Annotated in this window: 19 protein-coding genes; 1 reads left to right on the top strand and 18 read right to left on the bottom strand. The window is 66.2% G+C overall.

Features of this window, described 5'->3' with window-relative positions:
* Positions 1 to 35: 35 nt before the first annotated feature.
* The 14 genes from lysS to ftsH all read right to left on the bottom strand — a co-directional run bounded on the left by lysS (position 36) and on the right by ftsH (position 13343).
* Positions 36 to 1586, bottom strand: coding sequence for a lysine--tRNA ligase (gene lysS / locus ACFULT_RS11625; RefSeq protein ID WP_378481517.1), 1551 nt, complete (start codon positions 1584 to 1586; stop codon positions 36 to 38).
* A 39-nt stretch (positions 1587 to 1625) separates the two neighbouring features.
* Entirely contained in the window at positions 1626 to 2054 is a 429-nt protein-coding gene (locus ACFULT_RS11620) for a rhodanese-like domain-containing protein (protein ID WP_037112423.1), read from the bottom strand.
* Positions 2051 to 2686, bottom strand: a complete 636-nt coding sequence (locus tag ACFULT_RS11615; RefSeq protein WP_378481516.1) for a cysteine dioxygenase — start codon at positions 2684 to 2686, stop codon at positions 2051 to 2053. The genes ACFULT_RS11620 and ACFULT_RS11615 overlap by 4 nt, the downstream gene beginning before the upstream one ends.
* 114 nt (positions 2687 to 2800) lie before the next feature.
* Complete coding sequence (locus ACFULT_RS11610; RefSeq protein WP_037112428.1) at positions 2801 to 3601, bottom strand: type III pantothenate kinase; 801 nt, start codon at positions 3599 to 3601, stop codon at positions 2801 to 2803.
* Positions 3602 to 3603: 2 nt separating this feature from the next.
* Complete coding sequence (gene panD, locus ACFULT_RS11605; RefSeq protein WP_037112429.1) at positions 3604 to 4035, bottom strand: aspartate 1-decarboxylase; 432 nt, start codon at positions 4033 to 4035, stop codon at positions 3604 to 3606.
* A gap of 11 nt (positions 4036 to 4046) precedes the next feature.
* Positions 4047 to 5063 (bottom strand): pantoate--beta-alanine ligase, encoded by a 1017-nt coding sequence (gene panC, locus ACFULT_RS11600; protein ID WP_378481515.1) that lies wholly within the window; start codon positions 5061 to 5063, stop codon positions 4047 to 4049.
* Complete coding sequence (locus tag ACFULT_RS11595) at positions 5060 to 5974, bottom strand: Rossmann-like and DUF2520 domain-containing protein (RefSeq protein WP_378481514.1); 915 nt, start codon at positions 5972 to 5974, stop codon at positions 5060 to 5062. Before ACFULT_RS11595 ends, panC begins: the two co-directional genes overlap by 4 nt.
* A 123-nt stretch (positions 5975 to 6097) precedes the next feature.
* Entirely contained in the window at positions 6098 to 7336 is a 1239-nt protein-coding gene (locus tag ACFULT_RS11590) for a DUF6779 domain-containing protein (protein WP_378481513.1), read from the bottom strand.
* Positions 7337 to 7440: 104 nt separating this feature from the next.
* Positions 7441 to 7905 carry a DUF3180 domain-containing protein gene (locus tag ACFULT_RS11585; protein WP_193748934.1) on the bottom strand — a complete coding sequence of 155 codons (465 nt, stop codon included), beginning with the start codon at positions 7903 to 7905 and terminating at the stop codon, positions 7441 to 7443.
* A gap of 19 nt (positions 7906 to 7924) precedes the next feature.
* Positions 7925 to 8461 carry a 2-amino-4-hydroxy-6-hydroxymethyldihydropteridine diphosphokinase gene (gene folK, locus ACFULT_RS11580; RefSeq protein WP_037112433.1) on the bottom strand — a complete coding sequence of 179 codons (537 nt, stop codon included), beginning with the start codon at positions 8459 to 8461 and terminating at the stop codon, positions 7925 to 7927.
* Positions 8458 to 8820 (bottom strand): dihydroneopterin aldolase, encoded by a 363-nt coding sequence (gene folB, locus ACFULT_RS11575; protein WP_037112478.1) that lies wholly within the window; start codon positions 8818 to 8820, stop codon positions 8458 to 8460. Before folB ends, folK begins: the two co-directional genes overlap by 4 nt.
* Before the next feature lie 14 nt (positions 8821 to 8834).
* Positions 8835 to 9677 (bottom strand): dihydropteroate synthase, encoded by an 843-nt coding sequence (gene folP / locus ACFULT_RS11570; RefSeq protein WP_170945243.1) that lies wholly within the window; start codon positions 9675 to 9677, stop codon positions 8835 to 8837.
* Complete coding sequence (gene folE / locus ACFULT_RS11565; RefSeq protein ID WP_094720582.1) at positions 9674 to 10300, bottom strand: GTP cyclohydrolase I FolE; 627 nt, start codon at positions 10298 to 10300, stop codon at positions 9674 to 9676. The genes folP and folE overlap by 4 nt, the downstream gene beginning before the upstream one ends.
* 103 nt (positions 10301 to 10403) lie before the next feature.
* Positions 10404 to 13343 carry an ATP-dependent zinc metalloprotease FtsH gene (ftsH, locus tag ACFULT_RS11560; RefSeq protein ID WP_378481512.1) on the bottom strand — a complete coding sequence of 980 codons (2940 nt, stop codon included), beginning with the start codon at positions 13341 to 13343 and terminating at the stop codon, positions 10404 to 10406.
* Positions 13344 to 13615: 272 nt separating this feature from the next.
* On the opposite strand from ftsH, the gene ACFULT_RS11555 reads away from it, so the two are divergent.
* A complete protein-coding gene (locus ACFULT_RS11555) occupies positions 13616 to 16018 on the top strand; it encodes a serine/threonine-protein kinase (RefSeq protein ID WP_378481511.1) in 2403 nt (800 codons plus the stop codon).
* On the opposite strand, the gene hpt is transcribed toward ACFULT_RS11555, so the two are convergent.
* The 4 genes from hpt to dacB are packed head-to-tail and all read right to left on the bottom strand — an operon-like array spanning position 16009 to position 20069.
* Positions 16009 to 16560, bottom strand: a complete 552-nt coding sequence (gene hpt, locus ACFULT_RS11550; protein WP_019663052.1) for a hypoxanthine phosphoribosyltransferase — start codon at positions 16558 to 16560, stop codon at positions 16009 to 16011. The two genes, ACFULT_RS11555 and hpt, sit on opposite strands and share 10 nt — an antisense overlap.
* Before the next feature lie 34 nt (positions 16561 to 16594).
* Positions 16595 to 17608: a tRNA lysidine(34) synthetase TilS gene (gene tilS / locus ACFULT_RS11545; protein ID WP_094720580.1), complete on the bottom strand. Its 1014-nt coding sequence runs from the start codon at positions 17606 to 17608 to the stop codon at positions 16595 to 16597.
* Positions 17584 to 18675: a zinc-dependent metalloprotease gene (locus tag ACFULT_RS11540; RefSeq protein WP_094720579.1), complete on the bottom strand. Its 1092-nt coding sequence runs from the start codon at positions 18673 to 18675 to the stop codon at positions 17584 to 17586. Before ACFULT_RS11540 ends, tilS begins: the two co-directional genes overlap by 25 nt.
* Complete coding sequence (dacB, locus tag ACFULT_RS11535) at positions 18660 to 20069, bottom strand: D-alanyl-D-alanine carboxypeptidase/D-alanyl-D-alanine-endopeptidase (protein ID WP_378481510.1); 1410 nt, start codon at positions 20067 to 20069, stop codon at positions 18660 to 18662. The genes ACFULT_RS11540 and dacB overlap by 16 nt, the downstream gene beginning before the upstream one ends.
* Positions 20070 to 20198 lie beyond the last annotated feature (129 nt).

Raw genomic sequence — 20198 nt, 5'->3', positions numbered from 1 at the left:
ATTCTCTGTCCGCTGCTGGCGAACAGCCGAGGGACTCAGGCCTGCGGTTTCACGATGGGGAAGAGGATGGTCTCCCGAATGCCGAGGCCGGTGAGCGCCATCAGGAGCCGGTCGATTCCCATGCCCGTGCCCGTAGTGGGCGGCATACCCTGCTCCATCGCCGCCAGGAAGTCCTCGTCGAGCACCATCGCTTCGTCGTCGCCGGCTGCGGCCTGGCGGGCCTGTTCCTCGAAACGCTCACGCTGAATGACCGGGTCGACGAGCTCGGAGTATCCGGTAGCCAGTTCGAACCCGCGGACATAGAGGTCCCACTTCTCGGTGACACCCGGCTTGCTCCGGTGCTGGCGAGTCAACGGCGACGTCTCCACCGGAAAATCACGAACGAACGTGGGCGCGGACAGGCCGTCGCCGACCTGGTGCTCCCACAGCTCCTCCACGAGCTTTCCGTGGCCGTAAATGGGCTTGCCGTCCTTACGCGGAACCTCGAGGCCGACCTTCGCGGCGAGACCGAGCAGCTCGTCGACGGTCGTGTCCGGGGTGACGGTGACGCCGATTGCCTCCGAGAGCGACGGATACATCTCGAGCGTCGTCCACTCGCCACTCAGGTCGTACGTGGAGCCGTCGGGGAGCAGAACGATCTGGGTACCGAGTGCGGCCTGCGCAACTTCCTGGATCAGCTCACGCGTCATCCGGGCCGAATCGTCGTAGGTTCCGTAGGCCTCGTAGGTCTCCAGCATCGCGAATTCCGGAGAGTGCGACGAGTCCGCGCCCTCGTTACGGAAGTTGCGGTTGATCTCGAATACCTTCTCGATACCTCCGACGACACAGCGCTTCAGGAACAGCTCCGGCGCGATCCTCAGGTAGAGGTCCGTGTCCAGCGCGTTGGAGTGCGTGACGAACGGGCGTGCTGCCGCTCCGCCGTGCAGCGTCTGCAGCATCGGAGTCTCGACTTCGAGGAACCCGCGGCGTTCGAGCGCATTACGGAGCTCACGCACGACGGCGATGCGCTTGCGCGCGACCTCACGAGCTTCCGGACGGGTGATCAGATCGAGGTAACGCTGACGGATCCGCGTTTCCTCGTTCAGCTCCTTGTGCGCAACCGGCAACGGACGCAACGCCTTCGACGCGATCTGCCACTTGTCGGCCATGACACTGAGCTCGCCGCGACGACTGGAGATGACCTCACCGTGCACGAACACGAAGTCACCGAGATCGACGTCCGACTTCCACGCGGCCAGCGCGTCCTCCCCGACTCCCGCGAGGCTGATCATCGCCTGGAGCTGGGTGCCGTCGCCCTCCTGCAGCGTCGCAAAACACAGTTTCCCTGTGTTGCGGACGAAGATGACGCGACCGGCGACGCCGACCAACTCGCCCGTCGCGGTATCGGCATCGAGGCTCGGGAATTGCTCCCTGATCTCCAGCAGCGAATGCGTGCGGTCCACGGACACGGGATACGCCTCTTGCCCCTGCTCGAGCAGACGGTCCCGCTTGGCACGACGAATCCGAAGCTGCTCCGGAGTGTCCGACAGCTCTTGGGCGTCCGACGATTCTGGAACGGCGGCGGTGGGGGAAGCTGCGTCAGTCACGGAAGCACACTTTATCCGGCGCGTGCGACAAAGACAGAATCAGTGCGCCGTGACGGCTTCGGCCTCACGGACGCAGTGCCGCGCCTTCGTCAGAACACCGAGCAATCCGGCTGACTGGAGCGCTTGGTAGCCGCCGACGAGGTCGGTCGCCTTGTGCAACCCCAGCTCCTGCAGCGACGCCGCAGCCAGCGAGGACGTGTACCCCTCCGAGCAGATCACGATCCACTCGACGTCGTGATCCACGGCCGCGACCAACCGAGCGTCGCTGGTGGGGTCCAGACGCCACTCGAGCACGTTGCGTTCGATGGCCAGCGCCCCGGGCAGCGTCCCTTCGACGGCACGTTGGGCCTGCGGACGGATGTCGACGACGATCGCGCCGCGTTCGACCGCGTCACGCAGTTCGAAGACGGTCATCCGATCGATTCGAGTTCGTGCTTCGTCGAGCATCTGGACGACGGTCTTGCTCATTTCGAAGGTCCTTCGGGCTCGTCGGTCAGCTCGGTACGGGTTCTTCGGAGTGCCGATCTGTCGGTCACTTCGTAGTAGGACATCGCGGTCAGCGGCGGTGAGTAAGCATGGACACTCAGTGTCGGGTGAGGAGTCATCGGGTCGCTCCGCAGGCTCCGCTCCTGCCCGGTGATCGGGTCACTCCGCAGGCTCCGCTCCTGCCCGGTGATCGATGCGGGTGCGCGCATCACATCGTGAACCCACCCGAGCGGGAAGGACGCCTGATCCCCGGCGTCGAGCCGGCGACGCTTCAGTCCGTCTCCAGCCCAACGGTATTCGACGAGCGATCCGCTGAGCACGGTGAGCGCACCGAGCGATCCAGCGTGATCGTGCAGCTCGGTCGAGCGGTCCGGCACCCAACTGATCAGCCAGACGTCCACGTCGTCGTCGGCGTGCAACCGCGTCGACCAGCGCTCACCGGTGGGCCAGATGCCACCAGCCGGAAGCAGGTGATCGAAGCGTCCCTCCAGGACATCGGACGCACCCTGATCGGTGATGCGCAGCAGGTCATGGGGGCGCAACCGCGTAGGCAGCGTCAAGTTGGGCGCAGAGGTGGATGACACAGATCCAGAAAAGACAGGTGTGGAAAGCATGGAAACTTCTCCAGGATTGGTAATTGAACGAGGCAGCGGTCAGCCTCGACAACACTCCTGGGGTCCCATGCACATCATCACGACGACGATTCTTACACAACCATTCCAGTTGCGCTAGCGGGTCCGTCTTTTCGCCAGATTTCGCTCGAACACCAAACGCAGTCCCTCGAGCGTCAGGTCCGGCTCGTGGTGCTCGACGGACGCACTCTCCGCCATGATCAGCGGGGCACTCTCCCCCGTCCCGATGACGGCGACTTCCTTGCCCCCGAACTCCGGCAGTTCGCGCCGGACCCGGTTCACCAGGCCGTCGACCAGGCCCGCGAACCCGAAGACCGCGCCGGCCTGCATACATTCGACGGTGTTCTTGCCGACGACGGAGCGCGGTCGCAGCAACTCCACCTCACGCAACGCCGCGGAACGTGACGACATCGCCGCTGTCGAGATCTCGAGACCCGGCGCGATGGCACCACCGAGGAACTCGCCCTTGGCCGAAACGACGTCGACGCACGTCGTGGTTCCGAAATCCACCACGATGCAGGCACTCCCGTACAGATCGTGCGCGGCGAGCGTGTTCACGATACGGTCCGCACCCACCTCTTTGGGATTGTCGACCAACAGCGGAACTCCCGTTCGCACACCGGGTTCCACCACCACGTGCGGCACATGTTTCCAGTACCTGGCCAGCATCGTGCGTGTCTCGCGCAGCACCGAGGGCACGGTCGACAACGCCGACACTCCAGTGATCTGGTCGGCATCGGGTCCGATCAGCCCACGAAGCATCAGAGCGAGCTCGTCGGCGGTGACGTTGGCGTCGGTCCGCACCCGCCAATCTCGGTGCAGCGTCGCGTGATCGCCGCTTCCGCTGAACAATCCGAGCGTCGTCGAGGTATTGCGAACGTCGACTGCGAGCAACACAGCTAGACCAACACGGAGTCGGCGCGCAGCGTGCGTGGAGTGATCAGACCGGACCCCTCGGGCGCGTGGGCAGGATCGGAGCCCAACTCCACGGGAACGTTCTTTCCGTCGACGAAGACCACCCGCGGCGCGTAGTCCTTGCACTCCTGCTCGTTCATCACTCCATAAGCGATCAGAATGACCAGATCACCGGGGTTGACGAGATGAGCTGCCGCACCGTTGATTCCGATGACGCCACTGCCGCGCTCACCGGTGATCACATACGTCTCGAGGCGCGCACCGTTGTCGATGTCGACGATGGTGACCTGCTCACCTTCCAGCAGATCGGCAGCCTCCATCAGATCCAGATCCACCGTGACCGAGCCGACGTAGTGCAGATCGGCATGCGTGACGGTGGCGCGATGGATCTTGGACTTCATCATTGTACGAAACATGTTTTCACCCTTCAGCTTTGAGAAATTCGTTCCGCAGGCTCCACACCTGCTTCATCGAGTCGTTCCGCAGGCTCCACTCCTGCTTCATCGAGTCGTTCCGCAGGCTCCACTCCTGCTTCATCGAGTCGTTCCGCAGGCTCCACTCCTGCTTCGAGGAAGCCGGTGCCCACGGCAACCCCGACGTTGTCGATGAGGCGGGTGGTTCCGATTCTGGCGGCGACGAGGAGTCGCCCGTCTCCTCGTTCCGGGGCCGGCCCGAGGTCCACGCCGCGGACCTCGAGGTAGTCCACGTCGACCTCGGGGACCGAGTCCAGCACACCCCGTGCGGTCGACAGGATCGCCGACACGCCACCCGCCGCTGCGTGCGCTCCGGCCACCAGAGCGGCCGAGAGCACCATCGCAGCGTCTCGTTGCGCGGAGTCCAAATATCGATTGCGGGAGGACAGTGCGAGGCCGTCCTGCTCGCGGACCGTCGGCACGCCGTAGATCTTCACGTCGAAGTTCAGATCGCGAACCATCTGACGGATCAGAGCGAGCTGCTGGTAATCCTTCTCGCCGAAGTATGCGGCGTGCGGCGCCGCGATCTGCAGCAACTTCGCAACCACGGTGAGCATGCCCGCGAAATGTGTCGGCCGAGACGCGCCTTCCAGCTCCGCCCCGAGCGGGCCCGGATGCACGCTGGTGCGCGGACCGGCCGGGTACATGTCCGACGAGGAGGGTGCGAACACCAACTCGACCCCCTCCCCGCGAAGCAACTCGACGTCGGCGTCGAGCGTGCGCGGGTATGCGTCCAGGTCCTCCCCTGCCCCGAACTGCAGAGGATTGACGAAGATCGACACGATGACGACAGCTCCGGTGAGCTTGGCCTGCCGGACGAGGTGGATGTGACCTGCGTGCAACGCACCCATCGTCGGCACGAGCGACACAGTTTTGCCCACTGCGCGAAGAGCTTTGGACACCGAGGTGATCACAGCGGGATCGTGGTGGACCGTGAGTTCCCCGGCCTTGTAGCTACCTGCCAGTGTCATCGTTCGCCTTCCAAAAACTCGACCAATGGCGCGGGTGCGCCGATTCTCTGCGCGGACCGCAGCGACAGGGCTCGGTACCCCTCGGCTATCCGCGGGTCCACCTCACGCAGCACGCTCAGATGTTTCTGCACTGCGCCCAGGTCCCCGCGGGCGACCGGCCCCGTCAACGCAGACTGTCCACGTCGGAGCGCATTCTCCAGCGCAGCGGTCAGCAACGGCGCAAGAACACGCTGCGGCACACCCGGTTCGGTGTCCATACCGGGGAATCCCGGGCCGTCGAGAGCGACATGCAGAGCGTCGACGGCGTCGGCGACGAGGGTGACGAGATGATTGGATCCGTGCGCCAGAGCTGCGTGATACAGCGCTCGCTCCGTCTCCGCGACATGCACCGGTTCACCGCCCAGTTCGAGTACGAGCGCCTGCGCGACCGCGTAACCGATCTCGTCGGCCGCAGTGATGCCGAAACACGCCGAGGCCAGTCGGTCCGTGTCCTCGGCGAGTCCGGAGAAGGTCATCGCTGGATGGATCGCCAGTGGCACAGCACCCTGAGCGGACAGCGGCGCCAGAATGCCCACACCGTTGGCGCCGGAAGTGTGCACGACGAGCTTGCCCGGCGCCACGACGCCCGTTGCCGCCAGACCCGTTGCGAGCGAGGCGAGTTCAGAATCGGGGACTGCGAGGATCAGCAACTCGGCTCGGGTGGCGACCTCGTCGACCGGCAGAATCTGCGTGTCGGGAAGGCGTGTGCGCGCACGATCCACCGAATCCTCGGACACCGCAGAGCAGGCGACGACGACGTGTCCGACGCGCTCGAGAGCTTCGCCAAGCGCTGTGCCGACGCGACCTGCGGACACGATGCCGACCGCCAAACGCGCAGGTGCGGGATCAGCAGTGAACTCGGATGAGGTCACCGATTACTTCCTCTCGTTCGTTCCAGTCCCGCTCGGCGGGTACCAGACGTCCTGTCCAAGAGAATAGCCTCAGACGGCATGCACCGGCCACGGCGCATCTACGTGATCTACTTCACGGTTTTCTCAGTCGGCGCGACGACGGTGCCTGCGTTCGCTCGGTTCGCCGGTACCCGATTGCAGTCCTGCCATGATCTCCGCGACCGAACGACCGTTGGAGTGCGCCCCGGCGCCGTCCCCATCCTCTGGTTCCGCCCGGCGCCTACGGCGTGCCCGCGGCTCGGGATCCGGAAGATCCCATTGTTGGGACGGGCTCTCGGGCTCCGGATCCTGCCGAACCTCGGGCTCGGGCTGGGGCTCGAGATCGGGCTGCGACTGCGGCTCTGCCACGACCTCGGCCGGAGAATCGTGCACCACGTCTGCGTACTCGGCTTCGGCCGTTGCTTCGGGCGTTGCTTCGGGCGTTGCTTCGAGTGACGGCTCCGGGTACGCCGACGGCGCAGCGGAGGCGCGGGGAGGCGTCGGGACCCGGCGGCCACCGCCGGGAGCACGCGTGTCACCTCGACCGTACTGCGCGGAATTCCCAGCACTGGAAACCCGGGCGCTGGAAGCCTGAGGACTGAAAGCCTGAGGACTGGAAGCTTGCGAGGTGGGAGCTTGCGTGTAGCCGAGTGGCACTTCGCTGCCGATCGGCACGTCGGGGTAGAGCACCGACGTTTCCGCGGTCACGGGTTCGTCGTACGGGTTGGCGATTCCTTGAACCGGCGACACCGGAGAGCTGGGCCGCTCGCCTCGCGGATCCCTGAGTGCGGAGTCGGGCTCGTTCGCGCCGGTACGTCCGGGGATGTACAACCCGGACGGCGCCGGCTGGTACCCGTCGTAGTTGCGGCCTCCGCCGAGCTCGGCCACCCGCGTCGCCTCGGCGCGGAGCGCTACCCGCTCGGTGGGAAGGTTGCCGTCGAACAACATCTGCAGGTTCTCCCGCAAGTGCGCGAGCTCGGCCCGCAGCGCCGCGACCTCACTGGTCTCGAGCTGCACTTCACTACGCACCCGCGCTTCCACGCCCAGCTCGTACTCCCGCCGGGCAGAGATTTCCCGCGCGAGTTGGAGCTCGTACACCGTTTGCAGGTCCTTGGCCTTCGTCTGATCCGCCGCGGCTTCGCGTCGATACTTCGTCATCGCGAACGCGCCCACGATTGCCGCCCACAACGCGGAGACGAGGCCCACCCGCAACCATTGGACGTTCTCGCTGAACAGCAGCAGCACACTCGCCGCGATGCCGAAGACGACCAACGCAGCTATGAACAACTGGCTCGCACTGCGCCGCGAACGGCGTGCGGCCTTTGCGCGAGTCGGTTCGGTCATGGCAACCAGGGTAGCTGGCGAATCGCCACGAACCGGTCAACCTCGGTTGTGGATCGCCACAGCACCTGCCGCGCTGTTCGGCCACGTGACGGGACGCACGCGAATCAGCGGGGATCGTCTCCGCGATCCTCCGGTGTGCGACAGCACTGTTCGAGCCACAGCGCAGCACCGACGAGAGCAAGTCCGGCAAGCAGTCCGACGATGGCTCCCGGCCTGTCGGCGGCCGCGGCTCGCACAGTCGACGCCTGCGGGAGGATGTGGACGAGAAAACCGGCCCAGATACCCGTCACAGCCGCACCCACCAGCGCCGACGCTTTCGCCAGGGCCAGGGCCCGAGCGGCCGTGATGGGGTGGACGTGGCGTGGTCCGTCGCCGATCCGGCTTGTCCCCACTCGCGACCGCAACACGAACGCGAAGATCAGCTCGCCGATCGCGATCGGGTACAGCGATGCGCCGACGAGCACCGACATCGGCGGAAGCATCCCGTAGAACGACCTGACCAGCAGCCACATCGCGACGGCTGCGAACAGCGCGATGGAAACGAGGTCTCGTACCCGTGTCGGTTTCATCTCGGTCATCCGCGCGCGTCTACTCTCGAGGGTTTTCTGCGGAGACGGGTGCCATGTCGGTCGCCCGGACGCCACTGCGTTCCTCGGCGCTCAACGTTGCGAGCCAGTCGTCGACGCGCCTGGCGTCGGTGCCGACCGCGAGGGTGGCGTCGGGCTCCACGTCGAGCCACGGGACCAGGACGAATGCACGCTCGTGCGCACGGGGATGCGGCAGCAACAATTGCGGATCGGTTCCGACGACGTCCTCGCCCGAGCCGGATCGGCAGACCACGATGTCCACGTCGAGGCTGCGAGGGCCCCACCGCACCTCGCGAACCCGCTCGGCGTTCGCTTCGCGTTCCCTGGCGAACTCCAGCCACTCGTACGGTCCGCGGTCCGGGTCGTCGGCGACGACGATCGCGTTCAGAAAATCCTGCTGTTCGATGCCGCCCCACGGCGCTGACACGTAGACCTTCGACACCGCTCGCAGTCGCGGGCCGAGATCGTCGGTGACGGATCGCAGGTGTGCGAGCGAATCACCGACGTTGCTGCCGATGGACAGTACGACCTGCGTCATGCGCGCACTCGGTGAGCAACGACGGCGACATCGACGAATTCCAGAGGAATCGGAGCCGACGGCTTGTGCAACACCACTTCGACGGCGTCGACCCGGGTGTCGGCCATCACCGAATCTGCGATCTCGGCGGCGACCGTTTCGATCAGATCCCGTGGCGGGCCGGCCACGATGGCGGCGGCGGCTTCGGCCAGTTCGCCGTAGTGCAACGTCGCCGTCAGGTCGTCGGACGCAGCGGCCGGCTTCAGATCCATCCAGACGGTGATGTCCACGACGAAGTCCTGGCCATCGCGCTTCTCGAAGTCGAAGACTCCGTGGTGTCCGCGAACCTTCAACCCGCGCAACTCGATTCGGTCGCTCACCTGATGCTCGCCCGTCATGCGCTCGCCTCCCATGCGTCGACGACTGCCACCGCATCCAGGGTGGAGCGGGCGTCGTGCACGCGTACGCCCCACGCCCCTGCTGCTACCGCAAGCGCCGATACGACTGCCGTCGCGACCTCACGTCCGGCCGGCGGGCGGTCGACGCCGTCCTGAGCCAACAGCGCCCCGAGGAAACGCTTGCGCGACGCCCCGATCAGGACGGGCATCCCCAATTCCACGAACGTGGGAATCGCATGTAGTAGTTGCCAGTTGTGGTGGGCGTTCTTGGCGAAACCGAGGCCCGGATCCAACACGATGTTGGATCGGTCGACCCCGGCAGCGGTCGCGCGATCCACCTGGTGAAGCAGCTCGCGTCGAACGTCCGCCACGACGTCGTCGTAGTGATCGGCCGCACCGGAGTGCGCGTAGTTCTCCGAGCTCCGCCAGTGCATCAGGATCCACGGCACACCTGCATCCGCGACGACCGACGCCATGTCCGGGTCGGCCCGGCCACCGGACACGTCGTTGACTATGGTGACGCCTGCGTCGATCGCAGCGGCGGCAACCGATGCTCGCATCGTGTCGACGCTCGTCGAGATACCCTGCTCAGCGAGCGCGGATATCACCGGTACCACTCGCCGGGCTTCGACCTCCGGATCGATGCGCTCCGCCCCCGGACGCGTCGATTCACCACCGACGTCGACGATGTCCACACCCATGGCGTGCAGCTGGACACCGTGTGCGACGGCAGCATCGACGTCGAGATACCGACCACCGTCGGAGAAGGAATCCGCAGTGACGTTGAGAACGCCCATCACCACATGGGCGCCGGGCCGAAACGGCCGAAAAGACGTCATTTCCGCAGAATCAGATCCAACGCCTCGGATCGAGACGCTGCACTCGACTGGAAAAGTCCGCGGACGGCCGACGTCGTCGTGCTGGCTCCTGGCTTGCGGATGCCGCGCATCGCCATGCACAGATGCTCCGCTTCGATCACGACGATGGCGCCGCGCGGGTCGAGCTTGCGCATCACGGCGTCGGCAATCTGGCTGGTCAGACGCTCCTGCACCTGCGGACGCTTGGCGTAGAGATCCACGACGCGTGCCAGCTTGGACAGGCCGGTCACCTTGCCGCTCTTGCCGGGGATGTACCCGACGTGGGCGACGCCGTGGAAAGAGACCAGGTGGTGCTCGCACGTCGAGAACATCGGTATACCCCGCACCAGAACGAGTTCCTGGTGGCCCTCGTCGAACGTCGTGTTCAGCACCGAATCCGGGTTCGTGTAGAGCCCGCCGAACATCTCCTTGTATGCACGTGCCACGCGCGCCGGGGTGTCGAGCAGGCCTGCACGGTCAGGATCTTCCCCGACGGCGATCAGCAGCTCACGGACCGCGGCCTCGGCACGCGGCTGGTCGAACGTGCGCCCTGTTGCAACTGCGACGAGGTTGTCCGGCGCAACCGGGGCGCCCTCATCGTCCATCCGCGTGACTGACACGTGTGCTCTTTCCTTCGGTCCACCCGCGGCTCACAACCGCAGGCCCACTCATTGCGCCGCGTAAGCCTATCGCCCGATCGCGAAAGACCTAACTATGCCCGCCGGGACCTTCCCACCGCTGCGTGCGAGGACCTTCGTCGCCGCTCTGCTCGGACTCCGGCGCATCAGGACGCCGGGAATCAGGACGCTGGGAATCAGGTTGCTGGGGCACGGGGCCGCCGAGGGGCAATCCGCCCAGCGGATCCCACTGCGAACCGGCGGGGTCTCGGTACTGGGGAGACGGGCGCTGGTCGCCGTACTGACCCGATGCATCCGAGCTTCCACCCTGGCCTGCCGAACCCTGAGTGTCGGGCGCGTCAACGGAGTCCGGGGTGCCGGACCTGCCGTCGTTACCGGGCTCTCGGTACTCCGGGGGCTGGTACTGAGGAGGACGGTACTGAGGAGACTGGTACGTCGGTGGCGCTTGGAATTGCGGACCCGATTCACCCGGGCGACCACCGCCGGGACCGGACGCGTCACGCGGGGGCCAGCCCGGCGCCGACCAGCCGGCAGGTGCGCCGTAATCCGGGCGCGATCGCGGAGTCTCGGGGTTCCGGTAACTGCCGCCACCGTTGTATGTGCCACCACCGTTGTATGTGCCGCCACCGTTGTATGTGCCGCCACCGTTGTACGCACCGCCACCGTTGTACGCACCGCCACCGGTGTAGTTCCCGCCCGGATAGTTGCCGTTGCCCGGGTGGCTACCCGTGGCATCGGGACCACCGGAGTGCTGGCCTCCACGCGATCCACCGTTGTACGGGGCACTGCCGTACGGCGTGCCGCCGTTCGCAGGTCCACCGTTCGCAGGTCCACCGTTCGCAGGTCCACCGTTCGCAGGACCACCGTTCGCAGGACCACCGTTCGCAGGACCACCGTTGTGCGGGGAACCGTTGGCCGGGGCACCGTTGGTGTGCGCTCCTGGCCTGCCGCCGTTGTACCCCTCCTGACCGTTGTACCCGTCCTGACCGGACTTGGTCAGCTGCGGGGAACCTGCGTAGCTGGGCTGCGGGAACTGTTGCGGCGGAACGACCTTGGGCGCTATGGGCGGCGGAGGCCACGGCTCGCCACGCTCGATCGCGAGCTCACCCGGCGTCTTCACCGGGGGCTTGTCCGACGGGATGCGCTCGCCGAAGTCGTTGAACAGAGTGATCCGCGGACGTTTGGTGACGCCCGTGAAGATCTTCTCGAGATCCTTTCGGGTCAGTGTCTCGCGCTCCAACAATTCGGTCGCAAGGGTGTCCAGCACGTCGCGGTACTCGTTCAGAATGGCCCACGCCTCGGTGTGCGCGGCTTCGATGAGCTTGCGCACCTCCTCGTCGATCTCGCGGGCAACCTCGTGCGAGAAGTCCGACTGCACACCCATCGAGCGGCCGAGGAACGGGTCACCCTGTTCCTGCCCGTAGCGGACTGCACCGAGCTTGCTGCTCATGCCGTACTCGGTCACCATCGCGCGAGCGATCTTGGTCGCCTGGTCGATGTCCGAGGATGCGCCTGTCGTCGGCTCGTGGAACACGAGCTCCTCGGCGGCGCGGCCACCCATCGCCATGACGAGCCGCGCGATCATTTCCGACCTGGTCATCAGGCCCTTGTCGTCCTCGGGGACGGTCATGGCGTGACCACCCGTGCGACCGCGGGCGAGGATCGTGACCTTGTAGACGGGCTCGATGTCCGGCATCGCCCACGCCGCGAGAGTGTGGCCACCTTCGTGGTACGCGGTGATCTTCTTCTCGTGCTCGCTGATGATCCGGCTCTTCCGGCGCGGCCCTCCGACCACGCGGTCGACGGATTCCTCCAACGCGGCCTCCGTGATGACGGTGCCGTTCTCGCGGGCCGTCAGCAGAGCGGCCTCGTTGATGACGTTGGCGAGGTCCGCACCGGACATTCCGACGGTCCGCTTGGCGAGACCTTCCAGATCGGCGTCCTGAGCGACGGGCTTACCCGCGGAGTGCACCGCGAGGATTGCCCGTCGACCGGCCAGATCGGGAGCACCGACTGGAATCTGGCGGTCGAAACGGCCTGGTCGCAGCAGCGCCGGGTCGAGGATGTCGGGGCGGTTGGTGGCGGCGATCAAGATGACGCCGGTGCGCTCGCCGAATCCGTCCATCTCGACTAGAAGCTGGTTGAGGGTCTGCTCACGCTCGTCGTGGCCACCACCCATGCCGGCGCCACGCTGACGACCGACGGCGTCGATCTCGTCGACGAAAATGATGCACGGGCTGTTCTGCTTGGCCTGCTCGAACAGATCGCGGACACGGGAAGCACCGACACCGACGAACATCTCGACGAAGTCCGAGCCGGAGATGGTGAAGAACGGAACGCCTGCTTCACCGGCGACGGCGCGCGCCAGCAGTGTCTTGCCGGTTCCGGGAGGGCCGTACAGCAGCACACCGCGCGGAATCTTCGCGCCGAGCGACTGGTAGCGAGCCGGGTTCTGCAGGAAGTCCTTGATCTCGTACAGCTCTTCGACTGCCTCGTCGGCACCTGCGACGTCCTGGAACGTCGTCTTGGGCATGTCCTTGCTGAGTTGCTTGGCCTTCGACTTGCCGAAGCCCATGACGCCGCCGCGGCCACCGCCCTGCATGCGACTCATGATGAAGATGAAGACACCGAGCAGAATCAGCATCGGAAGAACGAACAGCAGTAGCGACGACACCCAGCTGTCCTGGCTGACGACGGTGTTGTAGCTTTCGAGGCCGTCCGCGCTGACCTTGTCGAAGATGGTCTGCGACGCCGAGTCCGGATACTTCGCGATGATCTGCGTTTCGTTCTCGGTGGCGTCGTTGCCGTTCTTCAGGGTGAGGCGGACCTGCTGCTCGCGGTCGTCGATCTGGGCCTTCTCGACGTTGTTGTCGTCGAGCTGGGCGATGGCCACCGACGTGTCGACGGACTTCCAGTCCCTCGTGTCGTTTCCGAAGTAGCTGAAAGCGAAAATCGCCAGCAGTATCGCAAACACGATGGCCAGGTTCCGTATAACTGTCTTCCGATTCATACAGCTTCAGCCGAGACGGCCTCGTCCTTTCCAGTTCCAGTTACCGGGCCACTCTGCTGGTTCAGCTCGAGCACCGGATGCCCCAGGTTACCGCGAGCAGCCGCGGCGTACTCGTGGTGCGGTAACCCGGCGATACATCCCCCACGCCGTTCGCCCGACGGATGTATCACGATTCTCCCCCATCCAACGCACATCACGCCTTTCCGGTTCCCCGTGCCGGTCACGAAAAAATACCAGCAGTCCATGGGCCACTTCGGGTCTATCGTTGGTCCGTGCAGCCCGGCTCGGATGGAGTCAGTGCCTTTGCGAACGACGTTCCTGCCAGTGCGGACGCCGTCCGGACAGTTGCTGCTGCCCAGCCGGTACCGGTAGAAGCAGAACGCAGGTTGCGGCGAGACTGGCGCACCGCGCAGGCCGAGGGCGGGTCGTCGGTGCCGGACCTGGCGGATTACCTTCCCGATTCGGAGTCCATCCGGCGCCAGTGTCTGATGCAGTTGATCGCCGTCGACCTCCAGGAGCGCTGGCTGCGGGCGCATCGACCGAAGCGGCTGGCCGAGTACTGCGCTGATTTCCGCTCGGTTCTGACCGGTTTCGACGTGGGATCGCTTCCGGTGGACCTGGTCTACGAGGAGTTCTGCATTCGCCGTCAGAGCGGGGATTCGGTGACGCCCGCCCAGTACGTCCGCGAGTACCCGGCGCACGAGGACGCGTTGGCTCGGTTGTTGAACATCGGGAGCGGCGATAACACCGAGATGCAGCCCCCGGACCTGGACGCGACGGGACGACAGGAAACGAGCCCCCAGGAAACCAGCCCCCAGGAAACGACCCCCGGCGCGGCGCCGACGCACCCCGGATCGTCGGACGAGCTGGAAGATCTCGACGCGGGTGATCGCGTCGACGATTTCGATCTGCTGATGGGCCTCGGCCGCGGCGCGTTCGCCCGCGTGTTTCTGGCCCGGCAGCGTTCGATGCAGCGAATCGTCGCGGTGAAAATCTCCTCCGACCACGGCAGTGAGCCGCAGATGCTCGCCCAGCTCGATCACGACTACATCGTCCGAGTCTTCGACCAACGGATACTGCCCGGTCGAGGACTTCGTCTGCTGTACATGCAGTATCTGCCAGGCGGGACACTTCTCGATCTACTTCGGCGGGTGCGTGCCTGTTCGGTCGAATCGCGCAGCGGTCAGCTGCTACTGGATACCGTCGACGCCGCACTCGAATCGCGAGGAAGCGTCGTTCCGACGGATTCGTCCATCCGCGAACATATTTCGTCCCTGTCGTGGCCGGAGACCGTCGCGTGGCTGGGTCGGCGGATCGCGGACGCGCTGCAGTACGCGGGCGAGCACGGAATCCTGCACCGCGACATCAAACCGGCCAACATACTGCTCACCGCCGAGGGCGTGCCCAAACTCGCGGATTTCAACATCGGATTCTCCGACCAGGTCGACGGTGACAGCCCCGTCGCCTACTTCGGCGGATCCCTGTCCTACATGTCCCCGGAACAGCTGGAGGCGTGTCACCCGTCGCGACCGGGGCGTGCCGACCAACTCGATACCCGCAGCGACCTGTATTCCCTCGGTGTCGTGTTGTGGGAGTTGCTCACCGGCAGAAAACCGTTCGACGACGCATCGGCGGCGGACGTCGACGGAGACCGCACGGTCATCGACGCTCTGCTCACGGCCCGTGAGAACGGCGTGACGGCTGCCGCGCAGGCGTCGCTGCCTGCGGACTGTCCGGCCACGTTGCGCCGTGTCCTGCTGACCTGCCTGTCCGCCGACGTCGACCAGCGCCTGCCCGGTGGTCACGACGTGGCGCAACAGTTGGATCTGTGCCTGGATCGTCGTGCGCGTGGTCTGGTCGACCCGCCGCCGACGAGTCCTCGCGCCCGGCTTCGACCGTTCACCGTGCCGGTGATGACTGCCGCGATCGGGATCCCCAACGTCACGGCCGCCGTCTACAACTACCAGCACAACAAGGCGCTGATCATCGGTGATCTGATCCCGGTGGCGCAGGACCGATTCGAGACAGTGACGGTGGTCATCAATGGCTTGTTCTGGCCGATCGGGCTCGCCTTGATCGTTTACTTCTTCCGACATGTCCTCTCGGTCCCGGCAGCCTTGCGTGCCGGTCGGGACGTGTCCGACGACCGACTGGCGCAGGCTCGGGCGGACACCCTTCGTGCCGCGGGCAGGGTCGTGGCGGTGTGCCTCGGACTGTGGGTATGCGCCGGAGTCGCGTTCCCGGTGTCCCTGCAGATCGCCGCTGGATCGGTGCCGGGTCAGGCGTACGTCCATTTCATCGCGTCACTGGTCGTCTGCGGCGCGATGGCGACGGCCTATCCGTTCTTCCTTGTGTCGCTGTTCACCGTTCGATGCCTGTACCCGTCACTCCTTCCGTACGGAAGCGCAGGCGAAAGGGATCACGCTCTGCTCGACGCACTGAGCCGTCGAAGCGTCGGCTACCTGACGATCGCCGCCGCCATCCCGCTGGTTGCCGTCGCCGGCCTCACGTTCGTTCCGGCGTCGGACATCCCTGGTGTCCTCGACGTCGTGCGCGTGGTGTGCATCGGGGGCATCGCCGCCTTCGTGGCGTCGTACGCGATTTTCCGATCGGTGGAGCTCGACCTCGGTGCGCTGCGTCGAGTGGTGTCGCGAAAGCCGACGAATCAGCTGTAGACGTGCGGTGCGAGTGTCCCGATGTACGGCAGGTCCCGGTACCGCTCGTTGTAGTCCAGGCCGTACCCGACGACGAACTCGTTGGGGATGTCGAAGCCGACATCGGAGACCTCGACGTCGACCTTGATGGCGTCGGGCTTACGCAGCAACGTCACCACCGACAGGGACGCCGGGTTGCGCGTCGCGAGGTTGCGCTTGAGCCAGGACAGCGTGAGGCCCGAGTCGATGATGTCCTCGACGATGAGCACGTGCCTGCCGTTGATGTCGCGGTCCAGGTCCTTCAGGATCCGCACGACGCCCGAGGACGACGTGGACGATCCGTACGAACTGACGGCCATGAACTCCAGCTGCGTCGGAATGGGGAGGGCACGCGCGAAGTCCGTCATGAACATGATGGCGCCCTTGAGCACGCCGACCAACAACAGATCACCCTCCGGCGCATCCACCGGGTACCGCTTCGCGATGGTCTCGGCCAGCTCGGCGGTGCGGTCTCTGATCTGCTCTTCCGAGATGAGAATCGATTCGATGTCGCCCTCGTACACGCCGGGTCCCTTCAGGTGTTTCTCGTGGTCGGATTCAGTTCCATTCGAGCTCTGCGTTCAGCCTGCCATGTCGACGCCCCACCACCAACCTCGCACCCGTCGGTGCGCCGCTCACTGCGACTCCCCCTTGCCCGCGCCACACACCCACGAGATCGTCGACGAGCCGTAACTGTTTGTCCGACAGACCTTTCGCGCCGCGCTCCAACAGCCACAGCCGCAGTGCTCGTCGACGAAGCGCAGCAGGGCGCTCGGTGAGCACCGTCACCAGAACCGCGTCACCGTCGCGCGCGAGGTCGAGCAGTTCGGCGGACAGGTCGTCGAGAACCTGCGCGTCCTCCCGTATCTGGGTGGCCGTCCGGCCGAGGGCCTCCGCGACGGCGCCGCCGAGGACGTCGTCGAGCAGTGGCAGGACCTCGTGCCGGAGTCGGACCCTGGTGAACGCCGCGTCGGTGTTGTGCGGGTCCTCGAACGGGACGACGCCGAGTTCGCGGCACGCCTGACGGGTCACGGATCGACGCACGCCCAGCAGCGGACGCCCCCACGGATCGTCCCACTCCTGCATCCCGGCGATCGACCGCGGACCGGATCCTCGCGCCAGGCCGAGCAGCACGGTCTCGGCCTGATCGTCGAGCGTGTGCGCAACCAGAACCGGCCTGCCTGCACGTGCCTCGCCCAAGGCGTCGTACCGGGCGCGCCTGGCAGCCGCCTCCATCCCACCGGAATGTCCGACGTCGACCGCCAGAACCACGGCATCACTGCACCCGAAGGCCACCGCCTGCGCCGCCGCAGCGGCCGCGACGTCGGCGGATCCCTGCTGCAGACCGTGATCGACGACGAGGGCGAGAGCATCCGGTACTTCGGCGACGGCGGCCGCGGTCAGGGCCAAAGAATCCGCGCCACCGGACAAGGCCACGGCGACGGGCCCACCGCCATGATCGGCCGACCACGAGCGGACGGCATGCCGGACGCCCAGAATCGCCGGTTCCTCGGGAAGCAGCACCGGCCGCGTCCGATCGGCCCGACTCAGCCGAGGACGCGCGCGATCCACCGGTCGGGATCCTCGATTTCGGCGAGCAGCGGCAACGTGTCACCGTCGGTCCAGATCGTGTTGAACCGTTCCATCCCGACTGCGCCGACGACGTGGTCGACGAAGGCCTTGCCGCGCACGTACTGCGCCATCTTGGCGTCCACACCGAGCAGTGCTCGCACAACTCGCTGGAGAGGGTTCTGCTTTCGTCGCCGACGACCGTCGAAGGCACTGCGGATCTGGGCGACGGACGGGACAACCGCGGGCCCGACTGCGTCCATGACGTGGTCGGCGTGGCCCTCGAGGAGGGTGCCGAGAACCAGCAGGCGATCGATCGCGTCGCGCGTCTGCGCCGGCTGCGTCGCGCGGAGCAGCCCGACGATTCCGGCGTCCTCGGCCTTGTCCGATCCTTTACGGTTCTTGAGCGCAGCGGTGAGCCGGGACGCGACTTCGCTCACCGGCTCGTCGACGCCGTCGGACAGCAGGGCCACGTTGCTGCGCATGTACTCGCCCAGCCACGGCGCCGACGAGAACTGCACCCGGTGGGTCACTTCGTGGAGGCAGACCCACAACCGAAAGTCGCTGGGCGAGACACGAAGTGCGCGTTCGACGGCAATGATGTTGGGCGCGACGAGAAGCAGCGTTCCGTTCTCGCCCGTGAACGGATCGTACTGTCCCAGAATGGCACTCGACAGAAACGCGAGCATCGCCCCCGCCTGCAGTCCAGCGGGCTTTCCTCCGAGCAGGCCGGACGGCTCGGTGTCCACCTCTCCGGTCAGGTGCTTCATCGACGCGGCAGCCGCCTCGATCCAGCCGGCGCGGTCGACGATCTGTGCCTGCGGCACCGCAAGGCCGTCGGCCAGGCCGGTGGTGTCACGAACCGGTCCCTCGGCACGGACGGACGCCTCGGCGAGTTCGGCGACGATGGCATCGGCGGTGTACCGGGACGTCGAGGGAGGTTTCGGGGCGAGTTTGGCGCCGGTCTTCGACGCCAACGCCCAGTCGACGGATGCCCCGATCCCACCGGGAGCCTGGGCGTCGTCCTCGCGCTGTGAATCCGTGTTCGAGCGGGTCACCGGCAACCACACATCCTGAGTGTCGACGCCACTGCGTCCAGTGCCGGCCGTGATATCTCCGGCGGTCGGTCGTTGGACATCAGAGCGAACGTGAGTGCCCTTCCGTCGACGTCGACGACGTATCCGGCGAGAGCGCTTGCTGCTGACAGTGTGCCAGTTTTCGCCCTGACCCATCCGGCGCCGATGCGGTCGTCGCTCGCGTAGCGGTCGGACAGGGTTCCGGTGGAACCGGCGACCGGCAGGTAGTCGAGCATCGGGCGAAGCTCTTCGCGCTCGGTACCGGCGGCGGACGTCAGGATCTGATCGAGGATTCGAGCGGGTATGCGGTCGTCGACGGACAGGCCGGAGGCGTCGTGGAGTGTCATTCCGGTGAGGTCGTAGCCTGCCGAGAACAGCGCCTGCCCGATCGAGTCCACCGCCCCGGTGAACGACGCCGACGTGTTCGTCTCGATTGCGATCTCGCGTCCGATGGCTTCGGCGAGGACGTTGTCGGACCGGCCCATCATCTGGCCCAGTCGCTCACGAAGCGGCGCCGACTGCACGCTGGCAACCTGGTCGGCTCCGTCCTGCGCTGTTCCGGTCGTGACGCGCGCCTGATCGATCCCGAGCCCGCGTGCAAGCGCGCGACCTGCGTCGAGGGCAGGCTGGGCACTGCGGGGCGACTCGTCCTCCAGCGGTACCGACCTACCTCCGTCGATCATGATCGGTTCGATGGGCGTGATGTAACCGGCGGCAACGTCCGGATCGAACCATCCCTGCGCCATCGTCGGGCCGGAGTAGATCGAGGTGTCGACGACGATGCGGTCGACGGGCACACCCGAACGCTGGATCTGCTCCACGAGATCGTCGATCCGTGCCGCTCCCGGATAGAAGCCGGGGCTTCCCTTCGGCTGGGCGGTGATGGTCGGGTCGCCCGCGGCGACGATCACGATCTCGCCGTCGCTCTGCCCCTTGACCACCCGCGTGGTCACTCGGTGGTTCGACGGCATGGACAGCATCGCCGCGGCCGCGGTCAGCACCTTCGTCGTGGACGCAGGAGTCATGGGGATGTCGCCGCCGGAGGACCACAGCACATCGCCGCTGACCGCGTCGGCGACGACTCCGGTGAAGGCGCCGAGTGCGTCCACTCCGACGACCGGCGCCAGGGCGGCCGCCACACCTGCTGCGGTGGGCGCGACTGCAGCATCGGATACCGGGGTGAACGCCGGATCGAGCTGGATCGGGTCCGGTTCGGGTGCGGACGCGGCCTGCGACTCGTCGCCCGAGATGCCGGGAACGATCGCGGCGACCGCGGTTCCGCCGGCGGCCAAGGCCACGATCACGCCCAGCACGAGCAGGACTCTGGTCCGTCGGCGCTTGCGCCCCGCCGTCGGGCCGAGAGAACGCTTGGTCAACCCCGCCACCATTCCTCCGTCAGTTCAATTCCGCCATGTGAGCAGAAATGTGTCCCCCAGGACGCATTTCTGCTCACAACGGCTCGGCGACAGTCCCTCAACACTATCGCCCTGTCCGGTACGCTTGCGCCGCCACCATCG

Origin of the sequence: Rhodococcus sp. NPDC057297, assembly GCF_042667435.1 — a bacterium.
Lineage (GTDB): Bacteria > Actinomycetota > Actinomycetes > Mycobacteriales > Mycobacteriaceae > Rhodococcoides.
Note: the sequence above shows the minus strand (reverse complement) of the source record. Positions and strands in the feature narration are given on the sequence as shown.

Coding starts and splice junctions, on each gene's coding strand:
- dacB (WP_378481510.1), bottom strand. CDS start 20,069: ATGGTGGCGGGGTTGACCAAGCGTTCTCTCGGCCCGACGGCGGGGCGC.
- ACFULT_RS11590 (WP_378481513.1), bottom strand. CDS start 7,336: ATGACCGAACCGACTCGCGCAAAGGCCGCACGCCGTTCGCGGCGCAGT.
- ACFULT_RS11585 (WP_193748934.1), bottom strand. CDS start 7,905: ATGAAACCGACACGGGTACGAGACCTCGTTTCCATCGCGCTGTTCGCA.
- panD (WP_037112429.1), bottom strand. CDS start 4,035: ATGTTTCGTACAATGATGAAGTCCAAGATCCATCGCGCCACCGTCACG.
- ftsH (WP_378481512.1), bottom strand. CDS start 13,343: ATGAATCGGAAGACAGTTATACGGAACCTGGCCATCGTGTTTGCGATA.
- panC (WP_378481515.1), bottom strand. CDS start 5,063: ATGACACTGGCAGGTAGCTACAAGGCCGGGGAACTCACGGTCCACCAC.
- ACFULT_RS11620 (WP_037112423.1), bottom strand. CDS start 2,054: ATGAGCAAGACCGTCGTCCAGATGCTCGACGAAGCACGAACTCGAATC.
- folK (WP_037112433.1), bottom strand. CDS start 8,461: ATGACGCAGGTCGTACTGTCCATCGGCAGCAACGTCGGTGATTCGCTC.
- ACFULT_RS11615 (WP_378481516.1), bottom strand. CDS start 2,686: ATGCTTTCCACACCTGTCTTTTCTGGATCTGTGTCATCCACCTCTGCG.
- folE (WP_094720582.1), bottom strand. CDS start 10,300: ATGGACGATGAGGGCGCCCCGGTTGCGCCGGACAACCTCGTCGCAGTT.
- folP (WP_170945243.1), bottom strand. CDS start 9,677: ATGACGTCTTTTCGGCCGTTTCGGCCCGGCGCCCATGTGGTGATGGGC.